Origin of the sequence: Roseobacter sp. HKCCA2468 (assembly GCF_037805105.1) — a bacterium.
GTDB lineage: Bacteria > Pseudomonadota > Alphaproteobacteria > Rhodobacterales > Rhodobacteraceae > M30B80.
The window spans coordinates 131,387-157,760 of sequence record NZ_JBBLYN010000002.1; the positions used below are offsets into that span (position 1 = coordinate 131,387).

Genomic DNA, 26,374 nt, shown 5'->3' on the forward strand with positions numbered 1-26,374 from the left:
CCCTTCTCTATGGCTTGCGCCCCGTCTGATCCCTTGTAAACTTGGCGCAATGTCTGATGGATCCGCTGCACCCCTCTCTGATTTGCCACCTTGCCATGCACACCTGCGCTTGGCTTCGCCCGAAGCCATGTCAGAATTTGCAGAGGCCCTCGCGCCGCTTTTGGAGCCAGGTGATATTCTGGCGCTTTCTGGTGATCTTGGCGCAGGTAAAACCCATTTCGCGCGTGGGGTCATCCGAACCCGACTCGCGCAAATCGGACGCGTGGAGGACATCCCCTCCCCAAGTTTTACGCTGGTGCAAATCTACGAGGCCCGCCCCTGTGAGATTTGGCATGTTGATCTGTATCGCCTCGGTGATCCACGTGATGTGGATGAGTTGGGCCTTATAGATGCGTTTGAAACCGAAATATGCCTGATCGAATGGCCCGAACGGATGATGGCCGATCTGCCAACGCGCACAATCTGGCTTTCGTTCCTCTATGACCAAAGCGCGCCTGATCAGCGGCATATCAGGCTCTGTGCGTCCCAAGATCATCCCAAACTTCCGCAACTTTGCGCCTTGGCCGAGAGGTATCCATGACCACGCTCTCACCAGAGGCACGCGCTTTTCTCGACCGCATGGGATGGGGCATGGCCAAGCCAAGCCCTGTTGCAGGCGATGCTTCGGCGCGCAGCTATACCCGCCTGCATCTCTCAGACGACTATAGTGCGGTTCTGATGCAGACGCCTAGGATCGAAATCAAAAGCCAAGCGGCATTTCGTGATGTGGCCGCCTATTTGCGCGGCTTGGGGTTATCGGCGCCCACAGTTTTTGGCGAAGATGCTGATGCAGGCTTCCTCTTGGTTGAGGATTTTGGTGATCAAACCTACAGCGCAATTTTGGATCAAGGCCTGACCCATGAGGTCGAGCTTTATCGCACCGCGCATGATCTTTTGGCGGTTTTGGCGCGGACGGGCGCAATGGGTGGGTTACCCATTTTGGCCGCCGCTGAATTGGCGCGATTGACCGCAGTCACCTTTGAAGAATTACCCGAAGATCATGCGCTGAAATCTGAACAAGCCAGCTTTCAAAACGACCTGCAAGGCCTTGCAACATGGATCTTGCGGGGCGTGCCTGTGACGGTGTTGCGCGATTTCCATGCGGGAAATCTGATTTGGCTACCTGACCGCACAGGGCTGCAACGTGCGGGCGTGATTGATTTTCAAGACGCACTCTGCGGCCCCAAAGGCTATGATCTCGTCTCGCTGATTGATGATGCACGGCGCGATCTGTCGCTGGAATTGCGCACCACATTGATCCGCGATCATGCGCATATTTTGAACATCAGCGAAGATGATATGATCCTGAGGACAAGCCTGCTCTCGCTGCAACGCAACTTCCGTATTTTGGGGCTGTTCCGCCGCCTCGCGCGGACAGGGAAACCAGGGTATCTGCGGCATGTGCCACGGGTTGCCGCCCATATTCTTCGCGCTTTAGATCATCCAACGCTTGCGCCCTTGGCCACAACAGCGCGCGCGATCTGCGCGCATTATCTGCAATCCACCGCCGATCACGCCCCCCGCGGTGCAATCATCATGGCCGCAGGGTTTGGCACGCGTATGGGGGCGTTAACCAAGTCCACGCCAAAGCCATTGCTGCGGGTGGCGGGACGGGCCTTGATTGACCATGCGCTTGATGTTGCGCGCGGAGGGCATGCCGCGCCATGCGTGATCAACACCCATTATCACGCCGATCAAATGCGCCACCATCTGCGCAAAGACGAGGTCATCCTCAGCGAAGAGCAGCCAGAGATTTTGGAGTCAGGCGGCGGTATTCGCCATGCCCTGCGCTACTTCTCGGATACTGCGATTTTTACACTGAATTCTGACAATGTTTGGACGGGCCCAAACCCCTTTGCCACGCTGTCTGCTGCATGGCGGCCCACGGAAATGGATGCGCTGATGCTGCTCATCCCACGGGACACGGCCACAGGCCGTCAGGGCGATGGTGACTTGGGCCTTGATGCCACGGGGCAGGTTTCATTTGACGATCCCCAAAAGCCCTATGTGTTCACAGGCGCACAAATCCTAAAGACCGCACCAATCGCCGCTATGGATATCCCCAAGTTCGGCCTTCGGATGCTGTGGGAAACCCTTGCGCGAGAGGGGCGGCTGTTTGGTGTCATCCATCAGGGCGGATGGGCCGATGTTGGGCATCCAGAGGGGATCACGTCAGCAGAAGACTTGCTTGCCACTGAAAAGGTCACCGTCACATGAGCGGGCGAAACCTTTTTGCCACACCCATCGGGGTAGAGTTTACCTCAGCATTGATTGCAGGGCTTGACGCACGGCTTGCAGGGCAGCCACCCGAGGCGATTGCGCGCGTGGAAATTTGGGTGAACTCCGCCCGAATGGAACGAAATTTGCGCGCCCAATATCTGAGAAAAGAGGCGGCATTTTTGCCCCGCATTCGGCCCTTCGAGGCCATGGCGCATCTGCCTGATTTGGGTGGTATGGCACAACCCGCCTCAGATTTGCGGCTGCGTTTGCATCTGGCGCAACTGGTCGGGCGGCTTTTGGATGCAGCCCCGGATTTAGCACCGCGTGCCTCAATCTGGTCGCTTGCCGATAGCCTTGCCGATTTATTGGCGGAAATGCACGAAGAACGGGTCGCGCCCGAGGTGCTAGAGCGTCTGAATGTCGAAGGACATTCAGAACATTGGCAGCGCAATCTAGAGTTCATCAAAATCCTGCGGCACTATTTTGAGGACAACCCCGAGCTGCTCACCCAAGCTGCACGCCAAAGCAGTTTGATTGATCGTTTAGCGCAACATTGGCAGGACAACCCACCTGACCATCCCGTGATTATTGCGGGCTCAACAGGGTCACGCGGGGCCACCGCGCGCCTGATGAAGGCGGTTGCAGGGCTTAATCACGGCGCGGTGGTTCTGCCAGGATTGGACTATGATCTGCCGCATGACATTTGGCAGGCGCTTTTGTCGGGCGATGGCCCCACGGGCGGCCTGACGGGGCAAGACCATCCGCAATACCGATTGGCGAAATTTGCGCATGACTTGAATGTGAACCCTTGGGAAATCCCCCGTTGGATTGAAACCACGCCCCATAATGAAAACCGCAATCGCCTTGTATCCCTTGCCCTAAGACCTGCCCCACAAACGGATCAATGGCTTGAGGAAGGGCCAAAACTTAACGATCCCCAAGGCGCTCTGCGCGATGTAACCTTGATTGAAGCTGAAACCCCGCGCGAGGAGGCGATGAGCATCGCCCTCGGACTGCGTCACGCCATCAAGGCGGAGAAACGGGTCGCGTTAATATGCCCTGATCGGATTTTGGTGCGTCAGGCCTGTGCCATCCTTGCCAGATGGTCGCTCTATCCTGATGATTCTGCGGGCGTGCCCTTGGGGGAAACAGCAACGGGGCGCTTCTTGCGCCATGTCAGTGATCTGATGCTTGCGCCTTTGACGGGCGAGCAGTTGTTGATCATGCTCAAACACCCGCTTTGTCATTCTGGCGGCGAAGATCGGGGCGCGCATCTGCGCCGCACCCGTGAGCTAGAACAAAAGATGCGGCGGTGTCTATGGGCGTTCCCAAAACGATCTCAGATTATGGATTGGGCAGCGAAGCAAACCGATGATCCAGACCTGATGATCTGGGCGGACTGGGTTTGCCGCGAATTGATAGATCGGCCCGTTTTGCCACAATCAGGTGCGATGGTTGAGTTCGTGCGCGCCCATATCGCCTGGGCCGAGCGTTTGGCAGCGGGCCCTCGGGCCACAACTGAGGCCGAAGCAGCGGGCGCACTTTGGCGCCAAAATGCGGGCGAAGAGGCACTACGCCTGATGAACCGCTTAGGCGAAGAAGCCGATGCCGCAGGCGCAGTGAGCTTGCGTGATTATCGTGACCTCTTTTCTGGCATCCTCAGCGAGGCCCTTTTGCGCAACCCCGTTCGACCACATGCAGATCTGTTGATCTGGGGGTCGATGGAGGCGCGGGTGCAAGGCGCAGATTTGTTAATCCTTGCAGGCCTGAACGAAGGGGTTTGGCCCAATTCAAGCGGCGCTGATCCATGGCTTAATCGCGCCATGCGGGCTGAGGCGGGGTTGCGCCTTCCAGATCGGCGCATCGGCCTTGCCGCGCATGATTTCCAACAGGCACTCGGCGCGCAGGAAGTTTGGCTCACCCGAGCAAAACGCGATGCAGAGTCCGCCACCATCCCGTCCCGATGGCTCAACCGCTTGGTGAACCTTCTGCGAGGCAGCAGCGATGCAAGCCGCGCGGCCTTGAGTGAAATGGCCGAACGAGGCGCGTTTTGGTTAAGCCTTGCCGCAGAGATCGATAGGCCAGAGACGCAAGACCTAAAGCCACGCGCCAAACGACCTGCCCCGAAGCCCCCCGCCGATGCGCGACCAAAATCCCTTTCGGTGACGCGCATAGAGACCCTCGTGCGCGACCCTTATGCGATTTACGCCCGCTATGTATTGGGTCTTTATAAATTGGGCGAATTAAACGCCCTGCCCAATGCCGCAGATCGGGGAACCGCGCTACACCGCGTGTTGGAGCGCTTCGTTGACCAATGCCGCAGTGCCGAAGATTTCGGCGACCTGACATCTGCCCGAAAAAACCTTTTGACCTTGGCCGATGAGGTATTTGCCACAGATGTCCCATGGCCCTCGGCCCAACGGATGTGGCGCGCCAGAGTCGTTAAATTCGCCGATTGGTTTCTTGAAGGAGAAGCGAAGCGGCGCCAAACCCAAACCCCTGAATTGCTTGAGGCCAAAGGATCTTGGCCGATTGCCGAAATTGATTTCACCCTTACAGGCAGTGCAGATCGAATTGACCGCGATCAAAACGGGAATTTGTGGATTTACGACTATAAGACAGGATCCGCTCCAACGCCCAAGCAAGAAGCGAACTTTACCAAGCAACTTTGGCTTGAGGCTTTGATGGCCGAAGCGGGCGCGTTTACGGGCAAACCTGAAACCGTTGCAGGGCATGGCTATCTTGCACTTGGGAAACAGTCGGATGGCAGCGATTACATCACTGCAGATGATCTGCGCGGCATGTATGAAAGCTTCCTGACACTCATCCGCGCCTATCAGTCGCCCGACAAAGGCTATATCTCGCGGCGCGCTGTGTTTGATCAGAATTTTGACGGCGATTATGATCACCTCGCACGCTACGGGGAATGGGACGAAACAGAGCTTCCACCACAAGAGGCTGACCCAGAATGACCCTGACGCCCCCAAAATTTGATGAAGCCACGCTGGCTCAGGTGATTTCAGCGGATCCTTTGCGCTCGACTTGGCTGTCGGCCAATGCTGGATCCGGAAAGACGCGGGTTCTGACAGATCGCGTATCGCGCCTCTTGCTGCAATCTGTGCCGCCTGAACGGATTTTATGCCTGACCTATACCAAGGCTGCCGCGGCAGAGATGCAAAACCGCCTTTTCGCACAACTTGGCGAATGGGCGATGTTAGCCGATGCCGAGTTAATCAAAGCCTTGGCGAAATTAGGGGTAGCCGAGGACGACCTTGGCACAGACACGCTCGCCCATGCCCGCACGCTGTTTGCGCGGGCGGTTGAAGCACCGGGCGGTTTGAAAATCCAGACAATCCACTCCTTTTGCGCCTCAGTTTTGCGGCGCTTTCCTGTTGAGGCGCACATATCGCCCGCCTTTGAGGAAATGGACGATCGCGACCAGACCGACCTCATCTCGGAAATCCTCGAAGATTTGGCCACCGATAGCCTTGGACATGGCCGTATCGCATTAGATGCGGTCGCCCCGTTTGTGTCTGACCTCGATGGGCACGAACTGGCCAAGGCGGTCATCAACAAGCGAGAGGCGTTTGATCCTGCCGCCACGGACGCCCAACTGCGCCAGTTTTTTGAGCTTGGAACCAAGACCTTTGCAGATCTGATCGCTGAGACATTCATGGGGGATGAACAGGCACTTTGCGATAAATTGGCCAAGCTGTTGAGCTATGACAACAACAGGCAACGAAAGTCCAAGATCACACTAGAAACCTATGATTGGTCAAAACACAGCCTTGCTTCCATCGCTGCGATAGAAGATGTTTTCGTCAATGGATCAACGGCGAAAACCAATCCAGATCAGGCTAAAGGCGCCACAATTTTCAACACAGATGTGCGCAAGGCAATGGGGGATGATTTCCCTACCCTCTGTGATTTCATGGAGCGCCTTGCAACAGCGCGGCAGACCCGCCGCGCCTTGACCATGTTTGAAAAATCAAACGCGCTTCATCAATTCGCGGCAGAGTTTCTCACCAGATATGATCGCGCCAAGGAACGGCGCGGTTGGCTTGATTTTGACGACCTGATCCGTCTGACCAATCGACTTTTGACCAAAACCAGTCTGGCCCAATGGGTGTTGTTCCGCCTTGATGGCGGCATCGACCATATGCTTGTGGATGAGGCGCAAGATACCTCTCCCGCGCAATGGCAGATCATTGCAAAACTGGCTGAAGAATTTGCAGCGGGCCAATCCGCGCGCGATGGTTTGACCCGCACAATTTTTGTTGTGGGGGATAAAAAGCAATCCATCTATTCTTTCCAAGGGGCCGATCCAGAAGGGTTTGATCGCATGCGCGATGAGTTTGATCATCGCCTTGCCGCGGTGCAGTCGAAACTCCATAAAAACGTGCTGAAATATTCGTTCCGCTCGGCGCCAAGCATTTTGCAACTGGTTGACCGCGTGGCCGCCGATCAAGCCTATGCAGGTTTGGGTCAAGATGTGGAACACGCGGCCTATTTTAGCGACCTTCCGGGGCGGGTGGATATTTGGCCCGCAATTCCAAAAACCGAAAAAGCGGATATCCCCGAATGGGACAGCCCCGTGGATTTGGTTCATGACAGCCACCACACCGTGATTTTGGCTGATCAAATCGCTGATTTCATCGCGCAAAAAATCAATTCAAAGCAGATGATCCGCCTGAAAGGGGTAGACCCGCGTCCTGTGCGACCGCGTGATTTTTTGATCTTGCTGCGCAAGCGCAGTGATTTGTTTCACCAAATCATCCGTGCGCTCAAGTCACGGAATTTGCCCATCATGGGCGCGGATCGCCTGCGCATCAGCGCAGAACTGGCTGTGCGCGATCTCACGGCATTGATGAACTTTCTTGCGACACCAGAAGATGATCTTTCACTGGCCGCTTTTTTGCGCTCTCCCCTTGGCGGTTTGAGCGAAGACCAGCTTTACGAGTTAGCCCATGGCAGGGCGGGTACGCTGTGGCAGGCGCTCTCTAACCACTCTGCTTACGCGGGGATCGTGTCCACGCTGCGGGAGTTGCGGAACAAGGCCGATTTTGAGAGGCCCTACGAGATTCTGGAAAATATCCTCACCCAAAAAGATGGCCGGCGCGCTTTGATTGCGCGGTTGGGTCAAGAGGCCGAGGATGGGATCAACAGCCTGCTGCAACAGGCGATGAGCTATGAGCGCCACGATGTGCCTAGCATTGCGGGCTTTGCTGCATGGCTTCGGCGCGGGGATGTGACCATCAAGCGGGACATGTCAGGGGATGATGACCAAATCCGCGCGATGTCCATTCACGGGGCCAAGGGTTTAGAAGCCCCGATTGTGATCCTGCCCGATACAGCGCGACAGAATAGTCGTGGCGGGGGTGGGGTTAATCTTCTTCAACCCAAAGACGGGCCACTGATTTGGGCGAATGCGTCAGACGACCTCGATGCGGATCTGCGCGAAGTCCACGAGGCGCGCAAAGCCGCGCAGAACGAGGAAGAAAACCGCCTGCTTTACGTTGCAATGACCCGCGCAGAGACTTGGTTGGTCGTTGCAGCCGCAGGTGATTTATCAGCAAAATCGGGCGACAAACTATGTTGGTATGATCAAATTCGCGCCGCCGCAGAAAACCTGCCCAATGTGAAAGCCATAGACATGGCAGGGCAAACGGGGCTGCGACTGGAAAATGGCAACTGGGATAGTCACGCTCTCGACACATCTGAATCTGAACCCGCCTCGCCTCAAGGTGTTTCTGCAAAGGTGAAAGCAGCCCTCGCCTCATGGGTGCGACAAACACCGCCTCAACAGGCAAAAGACAAACCTGCACTCAGCCCTTCGGATTTGGGGGAGACACCCGCACCTAGCCCGCAAGAGGCCGCCCTCAAGACCCAATGGCGCGATGCGGAGGCAGCCAAACTGCGGGGGCGGCGTCTGCATCTGTTGTTAGAGCATTTGCCCAAAACAACACCCGCCGCATGGGCTGCAACCGCGCCCATGATTTTGGCGACTGAGGGCGATTGCAGTCCAGAGGAATGCGCAGCCCTCTTGAGAGAGGCAGAGCGCGTCCTGACCCACCCCAATTTGCGTGAGCTGTTTTTAGGGGATGCCTTGGCCGAAGTGCCGCTGACAGCCTTTAGCAAAAAATTGAACCATCAGGTCTATGGCGTGATTGACCGCTTGATCCTGCGCGATGCAGAAGTGTTGGCAGTGGATTTCAAATCCAATCAAATCGTGCCGCAAAGCCCTGCTGAGGTTTCCGAAGGTTATTTGCGCCAAATGGCGGCCTATGGCGAAATGCTAAGGGCGCTATATCCCACACGGGTCGTGAAATTGGCCATTTTGTGGACAAGCGGGCCAAGCTTGATGGAACTGCCCGATGATCTGTTAGAACAAGCGCTGCAAAGAGCCGCAGGGAAAGGCGTGGGTTCTTGACGCGGGGCAACGGCATTCATAGGTTCCGTGTTAACCACTGTCATCCCAAGGAGGGCTATATCATGGCCACGACCGCAGTTACCGATGCGACCTTCGATAGCGAAGTTCGCCAATCTTCTATCCCCGTCATCGTTGATTTTTGGGCAGAATGGTGTGGCCCTTGCCGCCAAATTGGCCCCGCTTTGGAAGAGCTTTCATCCGAGTTTGAGGGAAAGGTGAAAATCGTCAAAGTGAATGTTGATGAAAACCCATCCTCGCCGATGGAGCTGGGCGTGCGCGGCATCCCTGCATTGTTCATGTTCAAAGATGGCGAAGTGATTTCAAACAAGGTCGGCGCAGCGCCTAAAGCCGCGCTTCAGAAATGGATCGAAGACACGATCTAATTCACCTCTCAGATGTGATCAAAAGGGCGCCTGATCTTGGCGCCCTTTTTCGTTACTCATAGCCCCGCATGGCAAGCGTGGTTCCGTCAGCGCGTATCAAACTGGTTGCATTGATCTCGCGCGGGCCATCATCGTCAACCATACCCGTAACGCGCACCGTTTCATTAAGGGCAGGCAAGGTTGCATTCGGCCCCAAATAGACAAGGATCTTGCCGCTCTCATCGCGAAGCATGATTTCATCCTCGTCAGGGATATGATCAACCACGCCCACTACAGTCACGCTTTGGTTGCGCTGCAAATCCGCAATGCGCGTGATTTCGGCCATGACCGTTTGCGGAAAGCTGAACGTGATGAGGCCCCAAAAAACCAGTCCGCCGCGCATATCAGTCCAGCGCAACAAGCAACAGGATCGCTGCAACAAGCCCAGCGCCAACGATAAAGCCGCGCGGCAGTTTGAATTCAACCTCTGCCTTCAGCCATGCTATGACAGTGGCCGTGGTGACTTGTTTTTCGTCCGTATCGGATTTTGAAGCGTTGTTTTCCATATGTGATACCTTCCCAGAATTTAGCGGTGATACAGATATGGGCAGGCCAAAACGCAACAAAAAGACAATCGGTTGCTAAATTCTGATAGTTTTTAGCTATATATTTTTTCGCGCAAAATAAAAGGGCGCCCTGTTGGGGCGCCCTTTCTCGTATGCCTCTGCCTGAAGGGAGGGAGGGAGGATCAGGCAGAGGTCGCGTTCTTTACTCAGCCTTTGGTGAAGTCAGGATAGGCTTCCATGCCCAACTCTGCCACATCAAGGCCACGGATCTCGTCCTCTTCGGATGGGCGTAGACCCATGATGCCTTTGAGGATGATCCAAACGATCAACGAGGTGACGAAGACGAAGGCACCGATTGCCACGATACCGATGATCTGCGCGCCCCAGTTGCCTGTGTAGAAGGCCACGGCAAGTGTGCCCCAGATACCTGCTACGAGGTGAACGGGGATTGCACCCACAACATCGTCAATCTTCATTTTGTCGAGCATTGGCACCGCAAAGACCACGATGACACCACCCACAGCACCTGTCAGCAGGGCGCCGAACAAGGATGGAGCAAGAGGCTCGGCAGTGATCGACACCAGACCTGCGAGAGCGCCGTTCAGCACCATGGTCAAGTCAACCTTGCCATAGAGAACCTGCGTCAGGATCAGGGCGGCAACGGCACCTGCTGCTGCTGCCATATTGGTGTTGGCGAAGATACGGCTTACATCCGCAACGTCACCCACAGTGCCCATGGCCAACTGCGAACCACCGTTAAAGCCAAACCAACCCAACCACAGGATGAATGTGCCAAGCGTGGCCAAGGCAAGGTTAGAACCAGGCATTGGGTTTGTCTTGCCGTCTTTGAACTTGCCCAAACGAGGGCCAAGGACGATTGCGCCTGCGAGTGCGGCAAAGCCACCTGCTGCGTGTACGAGGGTTGAACCAGCGAAGTCGGAGAACCCAAGTTCAGACAACCAGCCGCCGCCCCACTGCCAAGATGCTTCGATCGGGTAGATGAAGCCAGTCAGCACGACAACAAAGACCAAGAATGGCCACAGTTTGATGCGCTCGGCCAATGTGCCCGAAACAATCGAAGCGGTTGTGGCACAGAACATCAACTGAAAGAAGAAGTCGGAACCAACAGATGCATAATCCAATGCGGTATCTTCTGGGGACACGCCGACAGGCTCAAGCGAGGTTGGCGCGAAGGCCCCAAGCCAGCCGCCGATGCTCCAACCATCGCCTGGATACATCAGGTTAAAGCCAACCAACCAATACATGATCGCGGCCAAGGAAAAGAGCGCGATATTTTTGGTCAGCTGCATGGTTACGTTCTTGGAACGCACCAGACCCGCTTCCAACATGGCGAAACCTGCCGCCATCCAGAACACAAGGAAACCACCCATCAAGAAAAGAAGGGTCGTCAAAATATAAGATGTGTGAAGCGCAGGTTCACCCGTAGCAACGGTGGCGTCCTGTGCAAGCCCCATCGAAGGCAACGCGACCGAAGCGGCCACGGCGGCGAGGGGAAGGAGGAATTTGGTATTCATTAGAATGATGTCCTTCTTGTCGAAAGAGCGCTCAAAGCGCATCGTCGCCTGTTTCGCCCGTGCGCACGCGCAACGAAGATGCAACGTCCAGAACGAAAATCTTGCCATCGCCGATTTTGTCGGTTTTGGCGGTTTTGTGGATGGTGTCGACCACTTGGTCGGCAAGACCATCAGCGACCACGATTTCCAATTTGACTTTCGGCACGAAGTTCACGGCATATTCCGCGCCGCGATAGATTTCAGTATGACCAGATTGCGAGCCAAAGCCTTTGATCTCGGTCACCATCATGCCGCGCACGCCGATCGAAGTGAGCGCCTCGCGCACTTCTTCCAGCTTGAACGGTTTAATTGCTGCAATGATGAGTTTCACGTCATTTACCCCTTGCGGTTGATGCTGTCCCCTAAGGACGTCACGGTTCTCACAACACTGTGAGACGGGGGTGGCGACAATAAAACGGGCGGTTTCCAAGGGGCTGGAACGGGAAAAATGCAAAAATTTTGCGCAAATTTTGGTATCTGCCCAATTATTAATCACATGATTTATGACTTCTTTGGCCCCTCCCCCCTCCACAAGTGAGTCGAAAACGCCTATTTTGTAGAAAAATTGGCAGGTCAAAATGAGCAAGCCCCCTTCAGGCAAACGGCCCCTCGTGGCCCCGCGCCGCAATTCCGCTTCTGCATCACGCAGTGGCCGCGGTGCAGCTCAGCCTGCGCGGCGCAGTTCCAAGAAGAAGAAAAAACCAAGCGGCAATCATTCCCTGCTTGGGCGGTTTTTCCGTTGGATTGGACGTATGGTGTTTGCCGTGGCGTGGCGTGGCGCGCTTTTGCTTGCGCTGATCCTATTTGGCTTCACCTTCTATTATTACAACAAGCTGACCCCCGTGTCCGACCTGTTAGACGCCCGCGCGCGCGGCTCAGTGACGATGTTAGATCGCTACGGCGAGGTTTTCGCATGGCGCGGCGAGCAATTTGGCGGCGCAATCACACCTGACACTGTCAGCCCTCACCTCTTGCATGCGGTGGTCGCAACCGAAGATCGCCGTTTTTACAATCATTTTGGCGTGAGCCCGCGCGGCATTTTGGGCGCAATGATCATTAATATGCGCGAGGGGCGCGGGCCCTTGCAGGGGCATGGTGGCTCAACCATTACGCAGCAGGTGGCCAAGCTGATGTGTTTGGGCACACCCTATGATCCAGAACTCTGGGACAGCGAAGCCGCCTATGAGGCCGATTGCCGTGAAACAACCATCGCCCGCAAATTACAGGAAGTGCCCTTCGCCCTCGCAATGGAGTGGCGCTACAGCAAAGATGAAATCCTGAGCATCTATTTCAATCGCGCCTATCTGGGTGCGGGCACTCGGGGGTTTGAGGCGGCAGCGCAGCGGTATTTTGGAATTTCCGCCGCCGAAGTTAACGCACCCCAAGCCGCAATGTTGGCAGGGCTCTTGGTGGCACCTTCCTATTTCGCCCCCACCCGCAACTTGGAGCGTGCGCAAGAGCGGGCCAATGTGATTTTGGGCCTCATGGCGCGCGAAGATTATTTGACGGCTTCTGAATTATCCGCCGCGCGAGCCAACCCTGCCACGCTTTCGGATGCAGCCCGCGACAATATGGGGGGATATTTCGCCGATTGGATCATGTCCGAAGGGCCAAGCTTTCTGACACGCGACACCACAGAAGATGTGATCCTGCGCACCACCTTTGACCCCGCCATGCAGCGCGCCGCTGAAGACGCAATCAATGATGTCTTTACCAACCAAGTCCGCGAAGGATCAGAGGCGCAAGCCGCAATTGTTGTGATGAGCGCCGATGGGGCCGTGCGTGCCATGGTCGGGGGGCGCGATCTGCGGGGGGCAGGTTTGTTCAACCGCGCAACACAGGCACAGCGGCAGACAGGCTCCGCGTTCAAGCCCTTTGTCTACGCAACCGCGCTGGATTTGGGATGGCGTTTTGACGACCTTATTCTTGATGCGCCGCTGACATTGAACATTCCAGGCTCTGGCGCATGGTCACCTGAGAATTACTCGGGGGAATTTTATGGCGAGGTCACCCTGACCGAGGCGCTTCAAGCCTCGCTCAACACCGCTGCGGTGCGTTTGTCTGAACAGGTGGGCCGCGATTTGGTGCGGCAGGTGGCCAGTGAATTCGGCATAGACAGCGATTTGGCGGCTGGCCCTGCCTTGGCGCTTGGGGCCTCTGAATCAAGCCTCTTGGAAATGTCGGGCGCCTATGCAGGTATTTTGAATGGTGGCTCTGCGGTTACGCCTTATGGCTTGTTGGAATTGCGCCTCATGGGGGAGGACACTCCTTTAATGGGCCAAACAGGGGGTATTCGCGAGCGTGTGATCACGGATAATGCAGCGCGCCAATTGATCTATATGATGAACCAAGTGGTCGAAAATGGCACAGGGCAACGGGCCAATCTTGCCAATGTTGAAGTGGCGGGAAAGACAGGCACCACCAACTCAGCGCGGGATGCTTGGTTTATTGGCTTTACCTCCGATTATGTCGCAGGCGTTTGGATGGGCTATGACGATAACCGCCCTCTAACAGGTGTCACAGGCGGCGGATTACCCGCCGAGTTGTGGCGCCAAACAATGGAGCGTATCCAAGCAAATCAACCTGCCTCGCCTTTGCCGATGATTGACCCAATCGCCGAAGGCAGCCGCGGGCCAAATCGTGTGTTGAGCACCAATGAGGGCACAGGCCAAGTCCTAGAGGGCGCGGCTGATCTCGCAGAGCAAATTTTGATGCAGGTTTTGGGCGGGCTTTTAGGGCGCGGCGGCCAATAATCAGCTGGCGTTGAGCGCTGCAATGAGGGCGTCAATGCTGCCGCCATTGGCATCGAGAATCGAGCGCATTTCTTGGCCTTCGGTGCTGCGAAGGTCGATGCCTTCAATCAAGATATTAAAGATGCGCGGCTGCCCAGATCCATCAGACACAAGCCAAATCACCTCAACAGGTGACTGCCCTGCAAGACGCGCGCGGGAGCGCACTTCGAAAAAGCTGCGGATCGGACGCGCACCCGTCACTTCGATTGAGCCGCCCTCAAATTCGTGGAAACGCGCACCGTATTTACGGGCAAGATACCCGCGCAAGGCCTGTGTGAACCCACGCCGCTGCGCATCTGACGCACTGCGCCAATCCACCCCCAAGACAGTTTGGGCAATGATCGGCATATCCGCATAGCGATCCAAAATGCGCTCGAACTGTGCGGGTGAAGCCGCGGCACTGCCCGATGCAATGGCGTTCAAATCAGCGCTGACGGTCTGGATCAATGCAGCCGCATCGCCCTCGGTCATCGCGGCTTGCGCCATATGCGCTGTGGAAAGCGCAAAGGACGAGGCCGCGATCAAGGCTGTCAACACAGCACGGCGGTTGGGACGGTCAAACATAGCGCGGCCACCTTTCACTGTGCATAAGGATCCGCGTAGGGATCCAGATATGGATCAGCATAGGGGTCAGATGCGGAGGCAGCCCCCCCCTCGCCACTCACGGTTTCCAAATCACCACTTGCGAAATCGTTCAACTCAAACCGTCTGTTCTGCAGATAAATTAGTCGTGACTGCGCATAGCTATCCGCGCTGTCATAAAGAACTGTATCAATTGTGCCGCGCAACGCGTAGCGCACGCCAACAGCGTCAGCCACGCGCACCCGCCGCGCAGCAGACAGGGCATCATCACTGGGGCTGAGATGCCCCAAGGGATTCATGGCAAAGTCAACAATAAGCCCCGTTGCATCCCGTGTGGTTGACGGGCCGAACAAAGGCAATTCCAAATACGCCCCCTCGCCCGTGCCCCAAACATGGAGCGTCTCACCGAAATCGGCGGATTGCCCCTCGATCCCCATCAGGGTTGCAACATCAAATAAACCGACCACACCGATGGTCGAGTTGATCAAAAACCGCGCCCCATTGGTTGCCGCCTGATCCAAACGGGCCTGAAGAAGATTATTCACGAAATTCGAAGGCTCGCCCAAATTCGAGGCCATATTACCGATACCCGTGCGCACAGGCGCAGGGATAACCGTGCCGTAGACCATCGAAACAGGGCGCAAAACAACCGTATCGACACCTTTGTTAACCGCGTGCATTCCGCGATTAACGGGTTCCAAAGGATCATTGGCGCTGCGGCTTGCTGCACCATCGCCCACGGTCGAGCAGCCTGCCAGAATGGCAAAAAGACCTGCGCCAAGCACAGCTCTTGCTCCCCGCTTTTGCGATGTAAAGGTCTTCACAGCCGCCACTTACCAAAATCCTATGAGTCGCATCATGAGGATAATAGATTAGTGCTGCCTGTTGGCCAGCCCAAGGTCAGAAACAATATTTTTTAGATTTAATCACCAATGTGTGCCCATTTGGCCAAGTTATTTGCAGCTGCACTAAAATGCATCGCAATTGCCAATTGGCGGCGGCTGTGGCAGCGGTAGGGTCAAAGCAATGTTATCACAAGGGATACTGCAATGAGCCAAACCTACGAAGCCCGTCTTGCCGAACTGGGCGTGACCCTTCCAGACGCGCCCGCCCCTGCCGCCAATTACGTGCCATTCGTGCAATCGGGCACCATGGTCTATGTATCGGGCCAAATCTCGATGAAAGATGGCGCGCTGATTACGGGCAAATTGGGTGCCGATCTTGATGTGACCGAAGGAGCGGCTGCCGCCAAATGTTGCGCCATTGCTCTATTGGCCCAACTTAAGGCGGCCTGTGGCGGTGATCTTCAACGTCTACGCCGCGTGGTGAAACTGACGGGGTTTGTAAACTCTACCCCAGATTTTACCGATCAGCCCAAAGTCGTAAACGGCGCCTCGGATTTTCTGGTTGAGGCCTTGGGGGATGCAGGGCGTCATGCCCGCTCTGCGGTTTCCGCTGCAGCTTTGCCGTTGAATGTGGCGGTTGAAATCGAGGCGATTTTCGAAATTTCCGCCTAAAGCGAACTCGCACTGCGCGGGTCTGCCTTGACCCGCGCGGGCCATGCGCCACATCTCATACTCTGACAACAGGGTCACAGCGCGCGCAATGAGCAACGACAATCTCACCATCGAAACGCATGATCGGATCAGCGCAATTGATGCCGAAGATTGGGATCGTTGCGCCTGTCCAGAAGCGCGCGATGGGGGCAGGCCCCGCGACCCTTTCACAACCCACAGATTTCTTGCGGCGCTTGAAGATAGCGGCTCCGTTGGGGCGGGAACAGGATGGCAGCCGCTCTATCTCAGCGTCAAATCCGAGGGAAAAATCATCGCCTGCGCGCCGATGTATGCCAAGTCGCACAGCCAAGGCGAATATATCTTCGACCATGCTTTTGCCGATGCCTATATGCGGGCGGGTGGACGCTATTACCCCAAGCTGCAAATCGCCGTGCCTTTTACCCCCGCCACAGGGCGGAGATTGCTTGTCGCCCCAGAAGCCGAAGGTGTTGGGGATCGCGCGCTGATCACGGGTGCGCTTTCGGTGATGGAAGATCACCACCTATCTTCGCTTCATATCACCTTTTGCACCAAGGACGAGGTGGCCGCCCATGCCGATGCCACCCTCCTGCCACGCAAGACCCAGCAATTTCATTGGCATAATCAGGGCTATCAATCCTTCGATGATTTTCTTGCCGCGCTCTCCTCGCGCAAGCGTAAGAACATCCGCAAAGAACGGGCAGAAGCACAGAATTTTGGGGGCGAAATTGTGCTTTTGACGGGTGATCAGATCGAACCGCATCACTGGGATGCATTCTGGGAATTTTACCAAGATACGGGCGCGCGCAAATGGGGGCAGCCCTATCTAACACGGCGCTTTTTCGATATCGCCCATGAAACCCTGCGTGACGATATGCTGTTGGCCCTTGCCATGCGCGCGGGGCAGCCCGTGGCGGGGGCGCTGAATTTCATCGGACGCGAGACGCTTTATGGCCGCTATTGGGGCTGTGTCGAAGACCATCCCTGCCTGCATTTTGAGCTGTGCTATTATCAGGCGATTGACTGGGCGATTGCGCAAGGTCTGTCACGGGTCGAGGCGGGCGCACAGGGCGGGCATAAACTGGCGCGCGGATATCTGCCCGTTGAAACCTATTCGCTGCATGCGATGCGCGAGCCCAGTTTTTCGCGCGCTGTGGCGGAATATCTCAAAGCCGAGGCCCGCGCGATGGAGGAGGAGATCGAGATCCTCACCAGCTATGGCCCGTTTCGGAAAACAGCCGCGGAGGAACAGGAATGAGCATTGCAAAACTGACCCAAGCTGAGCGCGATAGTGATCTGGCCAACCTTATAGAAAACGGATGGTCACTTGTGGATAACCGCGATGCAATCGCGAAAACCTATCAATTTTCCAATTTTATTGCCGCTTTCGGTTGGATGACCCGCGCTGCGCTACAGGCGGAGAAACTGGATCATCACCCCGAATGGTTCAACGTTTACAACCGTGTCGAAGTGGTTCTGTCCACCCATGATGCAGGCGGCCTGACAGCTTTGGACATCAAATTGGCCCGCGCCATGGATCGCCTTGCAAGCTGAACGCCCTGCCCAACGCGAGGCAGGGCGCGCTTGTCTTTTAGATCGCCGCCAAAAGGGCTTCACCACCTGAGATTTCGCAGGTGCCAGGGCTTTCTTCGGGATGGAAGGCTGTAACAACCCCATCTTGCGCATAAAGCGCGTAACGCTTGGAACGCGCCAAAAGGCCAACAGGCTCGGCGGTGAAATCCATACCAATCGCCTTGGTAAAGGCGCTGCCTGCATCCGAGAGCATCGTCAACCCCGCCTCGGTCGCACCCGTGGCCTCGCCCCATGCTTTCATCACAAATGGATCATTGACCGAAATGCAGATGATCTCATCCACGCCTTTTGATGCAAACTGATCTTTGTTGCGGATAAAACTTGGCACATGCGCTGAATGACAGGTTGGGGTGAAGGCACCTGGAACGGCGAAAATCACCACGTTACGCCCTGCCAATTTCTCCGACAATGACACGGTTTCTGGGCCATCTGCCCCCAATCGGATCAATTGGGCCTCTGGCAGTTTATCCCCGACACTGATGGACATTTTTTACTTCCCTCGCTTCTTGCAAATCCTATCCGCCCATATAGGGTGAAGCCGAAACAACGCCAGACCAAATCTGACGAAGGGCGCGCAAATGGCAGGGATTGCAATTATTGGGGCCGGGCAGGCAGGGGCGGCGCTTGCCGCAAAACTGCGCAGCGAAGGGTATGAGAGCGAAATTGCGCTCTTTGGCCGAGAGCGCGTGCCCCCCTATCAGCGCCCGCCCTTGTCAAAGGCCTATCTCTTGGGAGAAAGCCCGAAAGAACGCCTCTTTCTTCGCCCTGAAACCTTCTACGCCGATCAGAACATCAGCCTGCATCTTGGGCAGACCATCACCGAAATTGATGCCGCAGCACAAAGCATCACCACGGCTGAGGGGGCGGTGTTCACCTATGACCAACTTGCCTTTACCACGGGCGCAGAACCCCGCCGCCTGAGTGCCGAACAAGGGGGCGGTTTGGGTAATGTCTTGACCATGCGCAGCATGGATGATGCCGACAGGCTCGCGCCCCTATTGGAGGACGGCAAACGCGCTGTGATTATCGGAGGCGGTTATATCGGTTTAGAGGCCGCCGCAGTCTGCGCCAAGCGCGGGATGCAGGTTACCGTGATCGAGGCCGCCCCACGCATCTTAGGCCGTGTCGCTTGTGAAGAAACCGCCACCTATTTCCGCGACTTGCATGAGGGCAATGGTGTCACCATCTGCGAAGGCGTGGGGCTTGATCGGCTCAGTGGCACCGATGTGGTGCAGGCGGTGCATCTCACCTCGGGCGAGACTTTGGCGGCGGATTTGGTTCTGGTGGGCATAGGGATCATACCCGAAACCCAACTGGCCGAAGCCGCAGGGGTTGCGCTGGATCGGGGGATCGCAACAGACGAGATGGGGGCAACCTCGCTTCCGCATATTTGGGCCGCTGGGGATTGCACAAGCCTACCCTATCGGGGGGAACGTATCCGCCTTGAATCGGTGCAAAACGCGATAGATCAGGCTGAGGCCGTGGCCTGTAACATGCTTGGGGCTGTAACACCTTATGTCCCAAAGCCTTGGTTCTGGTCGGATCAATATGACACGAAACTGCAAATCGCAGGATTGAACACGGGCTATGATCGCATTGTCATTCGCGACAATGGCGAGGGTGCGCGCTCGCATTGGTATTATCAGGGCGACACGCTCTTGGCGGTGGATGCGATGAATGACCCCCGCGCTTATATGGTCGGCAAGCGATTGATAGAGGCGGGCAAAAGCCCCGATGCCGCAGCCATTCAAGATACAAGCGGCGATATAAAATCGCTCCTGCGCTGATGCGGATTATTGGCGGGACATTGCGCGGCAAGAAATTGGCCGAGCTTGGCGCGGGTGATCTGGCCGCACATTTGCGACCGACCTCTGACCGCGTCCGCGAAAGCCTGTTCAATCTTTTGATCAACGGGGCGCGCGGAAATCTTGTATCAGAGGCGCGCGTCCTTGATCTTTTTGCGGGGACGGGCGCCTTGGGATTGGAGGCACTGAGCCGAGGGGCGGACTATGTGCAATTCGTGGAGAACGGCGCGAAATCAAACACCATTCTGCGCGAGAATGTCACTGCCTGCCGCGCCGAAGCGACAACCCACATTCACCGAATGGACGCGCTCAAACTGGGGCGCGCGACATTGCCCCCCTCGACCCTTATCTTCCTTGATCCGCCCTATGGAAAATCCATGGGTGAAGCAGCCCTTGCCGCAGCCCTGTCGGGCGGTTGGATCGCGCCCGAGGCCATTGTGGTTTGGGAGGAAAGCAGCCCCCCTGTTTTGCCACCAGAATTCACCCTTCTTGATCAGCGCAGCTATGGTGGCACGCTGATTACCTTAGCCCAAAGATTTTAATCATGTCCCTCTCTGCTGCCCCTCATCTTGTGATTTTCGACTGCGATGGCGTCTTGGTGGATAGCGAGCCAATCACAAACCAAATCTTGGTCGACAATCTGGCGCGTTATGGTTTGCAGGTGTCACTTGCCGATTGCATGACGCTTTTTGTGGGCGGCACCATGCGGGGGGTAGAGACCCGCGCGCGCGAATTGGGGGCCGACTTACCCAAAGATTGGATTGATGAGATTTACGGCGATATTTACGCGCGCCTGCGCCAAGGCCTGCCATCAGTTCGCGGAATCGAAGCCGTGCTTGATCGGCTAGAGGCGGCAGATATTCCCTATTGCGTGGCCTCAAATGGCAGCGAGGAAAAGATGGAGATTACCCTTGGCGCAACGGGGCTCGCGCGCCGCTTTGAGGGCAATCGCTTTTCGGCCCATACGCTTGGCGTGGCCAAGCCTGATCCGCGCTTGTTTTTGATTGCGGCTGAGAAAATGGGGGGCGATGCCGCCCATGCCGCAGTGATCGAAGACAGCCCCACAGGCGCAAAAGCGGCCGCGCGGGCGCATATTCCTTGCTTTGGCTATGCGGAACATGATGACGGCGCGCGCCTTGCTGCGGAAGGGGCCTATGTGTTCCACGATATGGCAGATTTGCCTGCGCTTTTGCGCTTGCCTTAACCTTGTGCCTTTGGCCCCGATATGGGACAGAAGGGCCAAAGCAGCAAAAAAATAATCAGGCATGAGCAGCGCAGAGGCCCTTTTATCCCGTGTATTCGGCTTCCAAAGTTTCCGCCCTGGACAGGCGGAGATTGTCGAGGCCGTGGCCAAAGGTGAAAACGTCCTTGCCATTATGCCGACAGGTGGGGGGAAATCCCTTTGCTTTCAGCTGCCAGCCTTGATGCGTGATGGCGTAACCTTGGTCATTTCGCCCCTGATTGCATTGATGCGAGACCAAGTGCGGGGCTTGCGCGAAGCAGGGATCAATGCAGGCGCGCTCACCTCAGGCAATACCGCCGAAGAAACCGATGCGGTCTGGGACAGTCTGTCCAAAGGCGAATTGAAACTTCTCTACATCGCGCCAGAACGCTTGGCCTCGGGCGGGATGGAGCGGGTTTTGGCAAAATCGAATGTCAGCTTGATTGCCGTGGATGAAGCCCATTGTGTGAGCCAGTGGGGCCATGACTTTCGGCCTGATTATCTGAAAATTGGCGCGCTCAGGCGCAGCCTTGATGTGCCGCTTGCGGCCTTTACCGCGACAGCGGATGCCGAAACCCGTGCCGAGATTGTCACGCGGCTCTTTGATGGCCAAGCCCCCCAAACTTTTTTGCGCGGCTTTGACAGGCCAAATCTGAGCCTTGCCTTCGAGGTGAAAAATCAACCACGCCAACAAATCTTATCTTTTGCAGCAGCGCGCAAAGGACAGTCAGGCATTGTCTATTGTGGCACACGCGCAAAGACAGAAACCTTGGCACAAGCCATGCGCGAGGCGGGGCACAATGCCTGCTTTTATCATGGCGGGATGGAGGCCGAAGATCGGCGCATCGTTGAAAGCCGCTTTGCCAATGAGGATGGTTTGGTTGTGGTTGCCACCATCGCCTTTGGAATGGGGGTCGATAAACCTGATATCCGTTGGGTGGCCCATGCCGATCTGCCCAAATCCATTGAAGGCTATTACCAAGAAATCGGGCGCGCAGGTCGCGATGGCGCACCTGCGGACACGCTCACACTCTATGGCCCCGAAGATATCCGATTTCGCCGCACCCAAATTGACGAGGGGCTTGCCCCGCCAGACCGCAAAGCGGCGGATCACGCACGGCTGAACGCGCTTTTGGGTTTGGCCGAGGCTATTTCTTGCCGCAGGCAGGTCTTGCTGCGTTATTTCGGGGAAGATAGCGCGCCTTGCCAGAATTGCGATCTGTGCCAAACCCCGCCCGCGTTATTCGAAGCGGGCGAGGCCGTTCAAAAGGCGCTATCGGCAATTTTGCGCACAGGCGAAAGTTTCGGCGTTGGCCACCTAACCGATATTCTGGTCGGCAATCCCACCGAAAAAGTGCGCGAGCGGGGCCATGACAGTTTGCCCACATTTGGGGTCGGGCGCGAATTTGATACGCGCGGATGGTCAGCCGTTTTTCGGCAAATGATGGGCCATGATTTGGTGCGGCCCGACCCAACACGGATGGGGGCCTTGCGGATGACTGAGGCCGCGCGACCGATATTACGCGGCGAACAGGGCATCACACTGCGCCGCGATACGGTGCAAAAAACAACGCGCCAACCACAGGTCAAATCACTCGTTTCCGAGGATGATGCGCCCCTATTATCTGCCCTGAAGGCCAAGCGCCGTGCATTGGCCGAGGCGGGCGGCGTGCCACCCTATGTCATTTTCACCGACAAAACCCTGATCGAAATGGCGCAAACGCGGCCCCAAGACCTTGACGCTATGGCACGCATCTCAGGCGTAGGCGCAGTTAAACTGGAACGCTATGGCGCGGATTTTCTGGCCATCATTACAGGGGAAAGCAGCGCCAAACTACATCCTGCACGCCGCAAATTGGCGGGGCAGGCAGGGGCTGATCTCTATGATCAATTGCTCGAATGTCAGGCGGGGCTCTATTACGGGGCAGATAACACCGAAAAACCCTTAAGCTGCACCGCTGCGCAAATCGCGAAAATTGCGCAAATGCGTCCGCGAGATGCGCAGAGCCTGTCACGGATTCTCGATGAAAAGCGTATCGCACGATTTGGTGACGCTTTTCTCGAAATTTTGCGCACGGGTGGATAATCACCGCGCCTAACCCTAAGTTAGGGTCAAGTTCTGGTTCAGGAGGTTTGATATGCTGGTCGTCATTTCCCCCGCAAAGCGTCTTGATTGGGCTGCGCAAGAGGCAGCCACAACCACACCTGCCTTTGCCGCGAACGCGCGCGAATTGGCGGCTGTGGCCAAGAAACTGAATCCCGCTGATCTGAAAAAGCTGATGTCCATCTCTGACGATTTGGCAAGGCTGAACCATGAGAGGTTCCAGAATTTTGAGGCCGAAACCGATCTGCGCCCCGCAATCTATGCTTTTGCAGGGGACACTTATACGGGACTAGAGGCGCAAAGCCTCTCTGACGATGGATTGCGCTATGCCCAAGACCATTTGCGAATTTTATCGGGGCTTTATGGTGTTCTGCGCCCGCTGGACGCCATTGCGCCCTATCGCCTTGAGATGGGCAGCCGCATGAAAAACGCCAAAGGGGCCAACCTCTATGCCTATTGGGGCGATCGTTTGGCACAAGCCTTAAACGAGCAAGCACAAGCCACTGGCAGCACATATTTGGTTAACTGCGCCTCGGTCGAATATTTCGGCGCGGTGGATGAAAGCAGCCTCGCCCTGAAGGTCATCACCCCCGTTTTCATGGAGGACAAACCCGCAGGGCCAAAAATCGTGAGTTTTTTCGCGAAAAAGGCACGCGGTGCAATGGCGCGGTTTATTGTTGAAAACCGCATCACCGACCCTGAAGGCCTCAAGGATTTTGATCTTGGCGGCTATAAATTCGCGCCAGAGCTCAGCACAGCAGAAAAGCCGACTTTCCTGCGGGATGAGGCCGCTGCAAAGGCGGCCTAATCGGCGGGTTTGTTCTTCTCGAAATCCGCCAATTGCGCGGCGCTGGCATCGGATTGATACTGCGCTTTCCAATCGTCATAGGGCATTCCGTAAATTGCTTCGCGGGCCGTTTCTTTGTCGATGGAAAGACCCTGTGCCTCAGCCGCTTCTTGATACCACCGCGAGAGGCAATTGCGGCAGAACCCTGTCAGGTTCATCATATCAATATTCTGAACATCTTTGCGGCTATCAAGATGCGCCAACAGGCGGCGAAATGCGGCGGCTTCAAGTTCGGTGCGGGTCTGCTGATCCATTCTGCCCTCTCCTTTATCTTACGCTAAACTTGGGCATCCCGAAGGGCTTGGTCAAGCAAAGGGGCCAATCGCACGGCCCATGCTTTTTGATCCTCAGGGCGTTCAATCAAATCATTGCGCAATTCAATCAACACATGGGGTCGCCCTGTCTGTAGGCCATGGCGATCCATTGCATCCCCACCCAAGGCCCCTGAATAGGGTTGGTTATCACCCACACAAAGATCCGCTTCGCCACGCAATAGATCAAGCAGTGGCGCAGCCAAGCGCGTGTCTTGTGCATAGAGCACCCCAACCTGCCACGGGCGCAGGGCGCGACCGCGGAATTGCGGGGTAAAGGAATGCACGGCCAAAAGCACAGGGTTGGGCCGCGCGGCAATCACTTGGGCCAAAGCGTTGTGATAGGGGCGGTGGAACTTCGCCAAGCGGCGCTCAACTTCAACTTCGTCTACATGGCGATTGGTCGGAATGATGGTGCCATCATACAGTTTCATCACCAAGGTCGGATCATCCTCGCCCCGATTGGGATCAATCACCAAACGTGAAAAAGTCGAGGCGACAACGGGCGCATCCATCAGCACACCCAAATGGCGCGCGACACCCAAAGCACCGACATCATAGGCGATATGGCGCGCCATATCTTCGGGCGCGATTTGAAGATCACCGCCGTTGACACAAGGCGGCACCGTATTGGACGCATGATCCACCGAAATTACCCAACGAGAGGGACGCATTTCCCCCTCGACTGTGACGGGCACAAAATCAGGATCCGATATTTGCAGGTTTGACTTGGCCATCGTCACGGAATGCTCACACTTGTTTGTCAGATTGGGGTTGAATATCAATCGAACTGACAAAGGGCTAGGTCATCAATTCGAATTGAAGATAGATTGCTCTTATGCGCGCTTCGTCTATAAGAGGCGCAAGATGTGAGCGCTAACATTCGCGCAAAGCAGAACCAGACCAAGAGAGCGGCCAGAGGGGAAGATCGGATGAAACGGATGCGGAATGTGAAAATTGTTGCCACATTGGGGCCTGCCTCCAGTGACGAAGCGACAATTGAGGCGCTGTTCGAAGCAGGCGCGGATGTGTTCCGCCTTAATATGAGTCACGGCACGCAGGATGACATCGCCGCCCGCCATGCAATCATTCGCCGTATCGAAGAAAAAACAGGCCGGCCCATAGCAATCTTGGCCGATTTGCAAGGGCCAAAACTACGCTGCGGCGTGTTTGAGGGCGATGCCGCGCAAGATCTCGAAGAGGGGGCTGCCTTCCGTTTTGACCTCGACAAAACACCGGGCGATGCGACCCGCGTTTGTCTACCCCATCCAGAAATTTTCGAAGCCTTGGAAGTTGGCGCGCATCTTTTGGTCAATGATGGCAAGCTTAAACTGCGTGTCACCAAATGCGGCAAGGATTTTGCCGATTGTGTCGCGCTGAATGCGGGCACAATTTCGAACCGCAAGGGCGTGAACGTGCCTGATGTGGTGCTGCCTTTGGCGGCGCTTTCGGCAAAAGACCGCAGTGATCTGGAATTTGCTTGCGAATTGGGGGTGGATTGGTTGGCGCTGTCCTTTGTGCAGCGTGCCGCTGACGTTGAAGAGGCCCGTGGATTGGCGAAGGGCCGTGCGGCGATCTTGTCGAAAATTGAAAAGCCCGCGGCCGTGAAGGCGTTTGATGAAATCCTTGCCGCGTCAGATGGCATCATGGTGGCCCGCGGTGATTTGGGCGTGGAATTGCCAGTGCAAAACGTGCCGCCCATCCAAAAACGTCTGGTGCGCAAATGCCGTTCTGCGGCCAAGCCCGTGATTGTGGCAACCCAGATGCTTGAATCCATGATCGAAAGCCCCGTGCCAACCCGCGCCGAAGTCTCGGATGTGGCAACCGCGATTTATGAGGGTGCGGATGCTGTCATGCTCAGCGCTGAGTCAGCGGCGGGCCAATATCCGATTGAGGCCGTTCGCACGATGGACGCGGTCGCGCGCGAAGTGGAAAGTGATCAAACCTATCGCGAAGTTATTGACGCGTCCCGCCGTGTGAACCGCGCCAGTGTTGCGGATGCAATCGTGGTGGCCGCGCGGGAAATCGCCGAAACCACCAACATCAAAGCGATTTGCTGCTTCACCCAATCGGGCACCACCGCCGCCCTTGTGGCGCGCGAGCGGCCTTGCGTGCCCGTGATTGGCCTGACGCCCGTCTTACGGGTGGCGCGGCGGATGTGTTTGACATGGGGAACAACCTGCGTGCTGACCGAAAAGGTCGAGCGCTTCAAAGGCGCAGTCATCAGCGCCGCGCGCGCCGCGCGCGAAGGTGGCTTCGCTGAAGCTACGGATCAGATTGTGGTGACCGCAGGCGTGCCGTTTAACGTGCAAGGCACGACAAATATTCTGCGGGTCGCCCCTTGTGATGAACGGCTGATTTATTCTGCCGATCCTGAGTAACTGTGAATGCC

24 protein-coding genes are annotated in these 26,374 nt (G+C 56.3%); 15 read left to right on the forward strand and 9 right to left on the reverse strand.

The annotated features are described in order from the left end of the window. Window positions 1-49 precede the first annotated feature (49 nt). From tsaE to trxA, 5 genes are all read left to right on the forward strand, one after another. A complete protein-coding gene (tsaE, locus tag AAC620_RS07105; RefSeq protein WP_340243828.1) occupies window positions 50-580 on the forward strand; it encodes a tRNA (adenosine(37)-N6)-threonylcarbamoyltransferase complex ATPase subunit type 1 TsaE in 531 nt (176 codons plus the stop codon). Then, window positions 577-2,256 carry a phosphotransferase gene (locus tag AAC620_RS07110; RefSeq protein ID WP_340243830.1) on the forward strand — a complete coding sequence of 560 codons (1,680 nt, stop codon included), beginning with the start codon at window positions 577-579 and terminating at the stop codon, window positions 2,254-2,256. The genes tsaE and AAC620_RS07110 overlap by 4 nt, the downstream gene beginning before the upstream one ends. Next, window positions 2,253-5,231, forward strand: coding sequence for a double-strand break repair protein AddB (addB, locus tag AAC620_RS07115; protein WP_340243831.1), 2,979 nt, complete (start codon window positions 2,253-2,255; stop codon window positions 5,229-5,231). The genes AAC620_RS07110 and addB overlap by 4 nt, the downstream gene beginning before the upstream one ends. Then, window positions 5,228-8,689, forward strand: coding sequence for a double-strand break repair helicase AddA (addA, locus tag AAC620_RS07120; protein WP_340243833.1), 3,462 nt, complete (start codon window positions 5,228-5,230; stop codon window positions 8,687-8,689). Before addB ends, addA begins: the two co-directional genes overlap by 4 nt. A gap of 62 nt (window positions 8,690-8,751) precedes the next feature. Continuing rightward, window positions 8,752-9,072 (forward strand): thioredoxin, encoded by a 321-nt coding sequence (trxA, locus tag AAC620_RS07125; protein ID WP_317657170.1) that lies wholly within the window; start codon window positions 8,752-8,754, stop codon window positions 9,070-9,072. Between the two features lie 52 nt (window positions 9,073-9,124). Here trxA and AAC620_RS07130 read toward each other — a convergent pair whose 3' ends face one another. The 4 genes from AAC620_RS07130 to AAC620_RS07145 all read right to left on the reverse strand — a co-directional run bounded on the left by AAC620_RS07130 (window position 9,125) and on the right by AAC620_RS07145 (window position 11,522). Further along, window positions 9,125-9,454 carry a hypothetical protein gene (locus AAC620_RS07130; protein WP_340243835.1) on the reverse strand — a complete coding sequence of 110 codons (330 nt, stop codon included), beginning with the start codon at window positions 9,452-9,454 and terminating at the stop codon, window positions 9,125-9,127. Window position 9,455: 1 nt separating this feature from the next. Then, on the reverse strand, window positions 9,456-9,617 hold the full coding sequence (locus AAC620_RS07135) for a hypothetical protein (protein ID WP_340243836.1): 162 nt from the start codon (window positions 9,615-9,617) through the stop codon (window positions 9,456-9,458). A gap of 206 nt (window positions 9,618-9,823) precedes the next feature. Next, window positions 9,824-11,152: an ammonium transporter gene (locus AAC620_RS07140; RefSeq protein WP_317657168.1), complete on the reverse strand. Its 1,329-nt coding sequence runs from the start codon at window positions 11,150-11,152 to the stop codon at window positions 9,824-9,826. A 31-nt stretch (window positions 11,153-11,183) separates the two neighbouring features. Further along, window positions 11,184-11,522 (reverse strand): P-II family nitrogen regulator, encoded by a 339-nt coding sequence (locus tag AAC620_RS07145; protein ID WP_317657167.1) that lies wholly within the window; start codon window positions 11,520-11,522, stop codon window positions 11,184-11,186. 247 nt (window positions 11,523-11,769) lie between these two features. Between AAC620_RS07145 and AAC620_RS07150 the strand changes: the two genes are divergently transcribed. Beyond that, on the forward strand, window positions 11,770-13,944 hold the full coding sequence (locus tag AAC620_RS07150) for a transglycosylase domain-containing protein (protein ID WP_340243840.1): 2,175 nt from the start codon (window positions 11,770-11,772) through the stop codon (window positions 13,942-13,944). On the opposite strand, the gene AAC620_RS07155 is transcribed toward AAC620_RS07150, so the two are convergent. Together AAC620_RS07155 and AAC620_RS07160 are read right to left on the reverse strand one after the other, a co-directional pair. Further along, window positions 13,945-14,547, reverse strand: coding sequence for an MlaC/ttg2D family ABC transporter substrate-binding protein (locus AAC620_RS07155; RefSeq protein WP_340243842.1), 603 nt, complete (start codon window positions 14,545-14,547; stop codon window positions 13,945-13,947). It abuts the gene before it with no gap. A gap of 14 nt (window positions 14,548-14,561) precedes the next feature. Continuing rightward, window positions 14,562-15,350: an MlaA family lipoprotein gene (locus AAC620_RS07160; protein WP_340243844.1), complete on the reverse strand. Its 789-nt coding sequence runs from the start codon at window positions 15,348-15,350 to the stop codon at window positions 14,562-14,564. Between the two features lie 264 nt (window positions 15,351-15,614). On the opposite strand from AAC620_RS07160, the gene AAC620_RS07165 reads away from it, so the two are divergent. The 3 genes from AAC620_RS07165 (at window position 15,615) to AAC620_RS07175 (ending at window position 17,654) form a co-directional block, all read left to right on the forward strand. Next, window positions 15,615-16,082 (forward strand): RidA family protein, encoded by a 468-nt coding sequence (locus AAC620_RS07165; protein WP_340243846.1) that lies wholly within the window; start codon window positions 15,615-15,617, stop codon window positions 16,080-16,082. Window positions 16,083-16,170: 88 nt separating this feature from the next. Continuing rightward, window positions 16,171-17,358: a GNAT family N-acetyltransferase gene (locus AAC620_RS07170; protein ID WP_340243848.1), complete on the forward strand. Its 1,188-nt coding sequence runs from the start codon at window positions 16,171-16,173 to the stop codon at window positions 17,356-17,358. Beyond that, a complete protein-coding gene (locus tag AAC620_RS07175; protein WP_340243850.1) occupies window positions 17,355-17,654 on the forward strand; it encodes a 4a-hydroxytetrahydrobiopterin dehydratase in 300 nt (99 codons plus the stop codon). Before AAC620_RS07170 ends, AAC620_RS07175 begins: the two co-directional genes overlap by 4 nt. A gap of 37 nt (window positions 17,655-17,691) precedes the next feature. On the opposite strand, the gene AAC620_RS07180 is transcribed toward AAC620_RS07175, so the two are convergent. Continuing rightward, window positions 17,692-18,180 carry a peroxiredoxin gene (locus tag AAC620_RS07180; RefSeq protein ID WP_340243852.1) on the reverse strand — a complete coding sequence of 163 codons (489 nt, stop codon included), beginning with the start codon at window positions 18,178-18,180 and terminating at the stop codon, window positions 17,692-17,694. A gap of 91 nt (window positions 18,181-18,271) precedes the next feature. On the opposite strand from AAC620_RS07180, the gene AAC620_RS07185 reads away from it, so the two are divergent. The 5 genes from AAC620_RS07185 (at window position 18,272) to yaaA (ending at window position 23,632) form a co-directional block, all read left to right on the forward strand. Continuing rightward, window positions 18,272-19,480, forward strand: coding sequence for an NAD(P)/FAD-dependent oxidoreductase (locus AAC620_RS07185; protein WP_340243853.1), 1,209 nt, complete (start codon window positions 18,272-18,274; stop codon window positions 19,478-19,480). Next, entirely contained in the window at window positions 19,480-20,040 is a 561-nt protein-coding gene (rsmD, locus tag AAC620_RS07190; protein WP_340243854.1) for a 16S rRNA (guanine(966)-N(2))-methyltransferase RsmD, read from the forward strand. The genes AAC620_RS07185 and rsmD overlap by 1 nt, the downstream gene beginning before the upstream one ends. Window positions 20,041-20,042: 2 nt before the next feature. Further along, complete coding sequence (locus tag AAC620_RS07195) at window positions 20,043-20,702, forward strand: HAD family hydrolase (RefSeq protein ID WP_340243856.1); 660 nt, start codon at window positions 20,043-20,045, stop codon at window positions 20,700-20,702. Window positions 20,703-20,763: 61 nt separating this feature from the next. Continuing rightward, on the forward strand, window positions 20,764-22,806 hold the full coding sequence (gene recQ, locus AAC620_RS07200; protein ID WP_340243857.1) for a DNA helicase RecQ: 2,043 nt from the start codon (window positions 20,764-20,766) through the stop codon (window positions 22,804-22,806). Between the two features lie 52 nt (window positions 22,807-22,858). Next, entirely contained in the window at window positions 22,859-23,632 is a 774-nt protein-coding gene (gene yaaA, locus AAC620_RS07205; protein ID WP_340243859.1) for a peroxide stress protein YaaA, read from the forward strand. Here the strand turns inward: yaaA and AAC620_RS07210 are convergent. Then, window positions 23,629-23,925: a DUF1244 domain-containing protein gene (locus AAC620_RS07210; RefSeq protein ID WP_340243861.1), complete on the reverse strand. Its 297-nt coding sequence runs from the start codon at window positions 23,923-23,925 to the stop codon at window positions 23,629-23,631. The two genes, yaaA and AAC620_RS07210, sit on opposite strands and share 4 nt — an antisense overlap. A 23-nt stretch (window positions 23,926-23,948) precedes the next feature. Next, entirely contained in the window at window positions 23,949-24,719 is a 771-nt protein-coding gene (locus AAC620_RS07215) for an N-formylglutamate amidohydrolase (RefSeq protein ID WP_340243863.1), read from the reverse strand. 195 nt (window positions 24,720-24,914) lie between these two features. Here AAC620_RS07215 and pyk point away from each other — a divergent pair, with 195 nt between their 5' ends. Next, a complete protein-coding gene (gene pyk / locus AAC620_RS07220; RefSeq protein WP_317657152.1) occupies window positions 24,915-26,363 on the forward strand; it encodes a pyruvate kinase in 1,449 nt (482 codons plus the stop codon). Window positions 26,364-26,374: the final 11 nt, after the last annotated feature.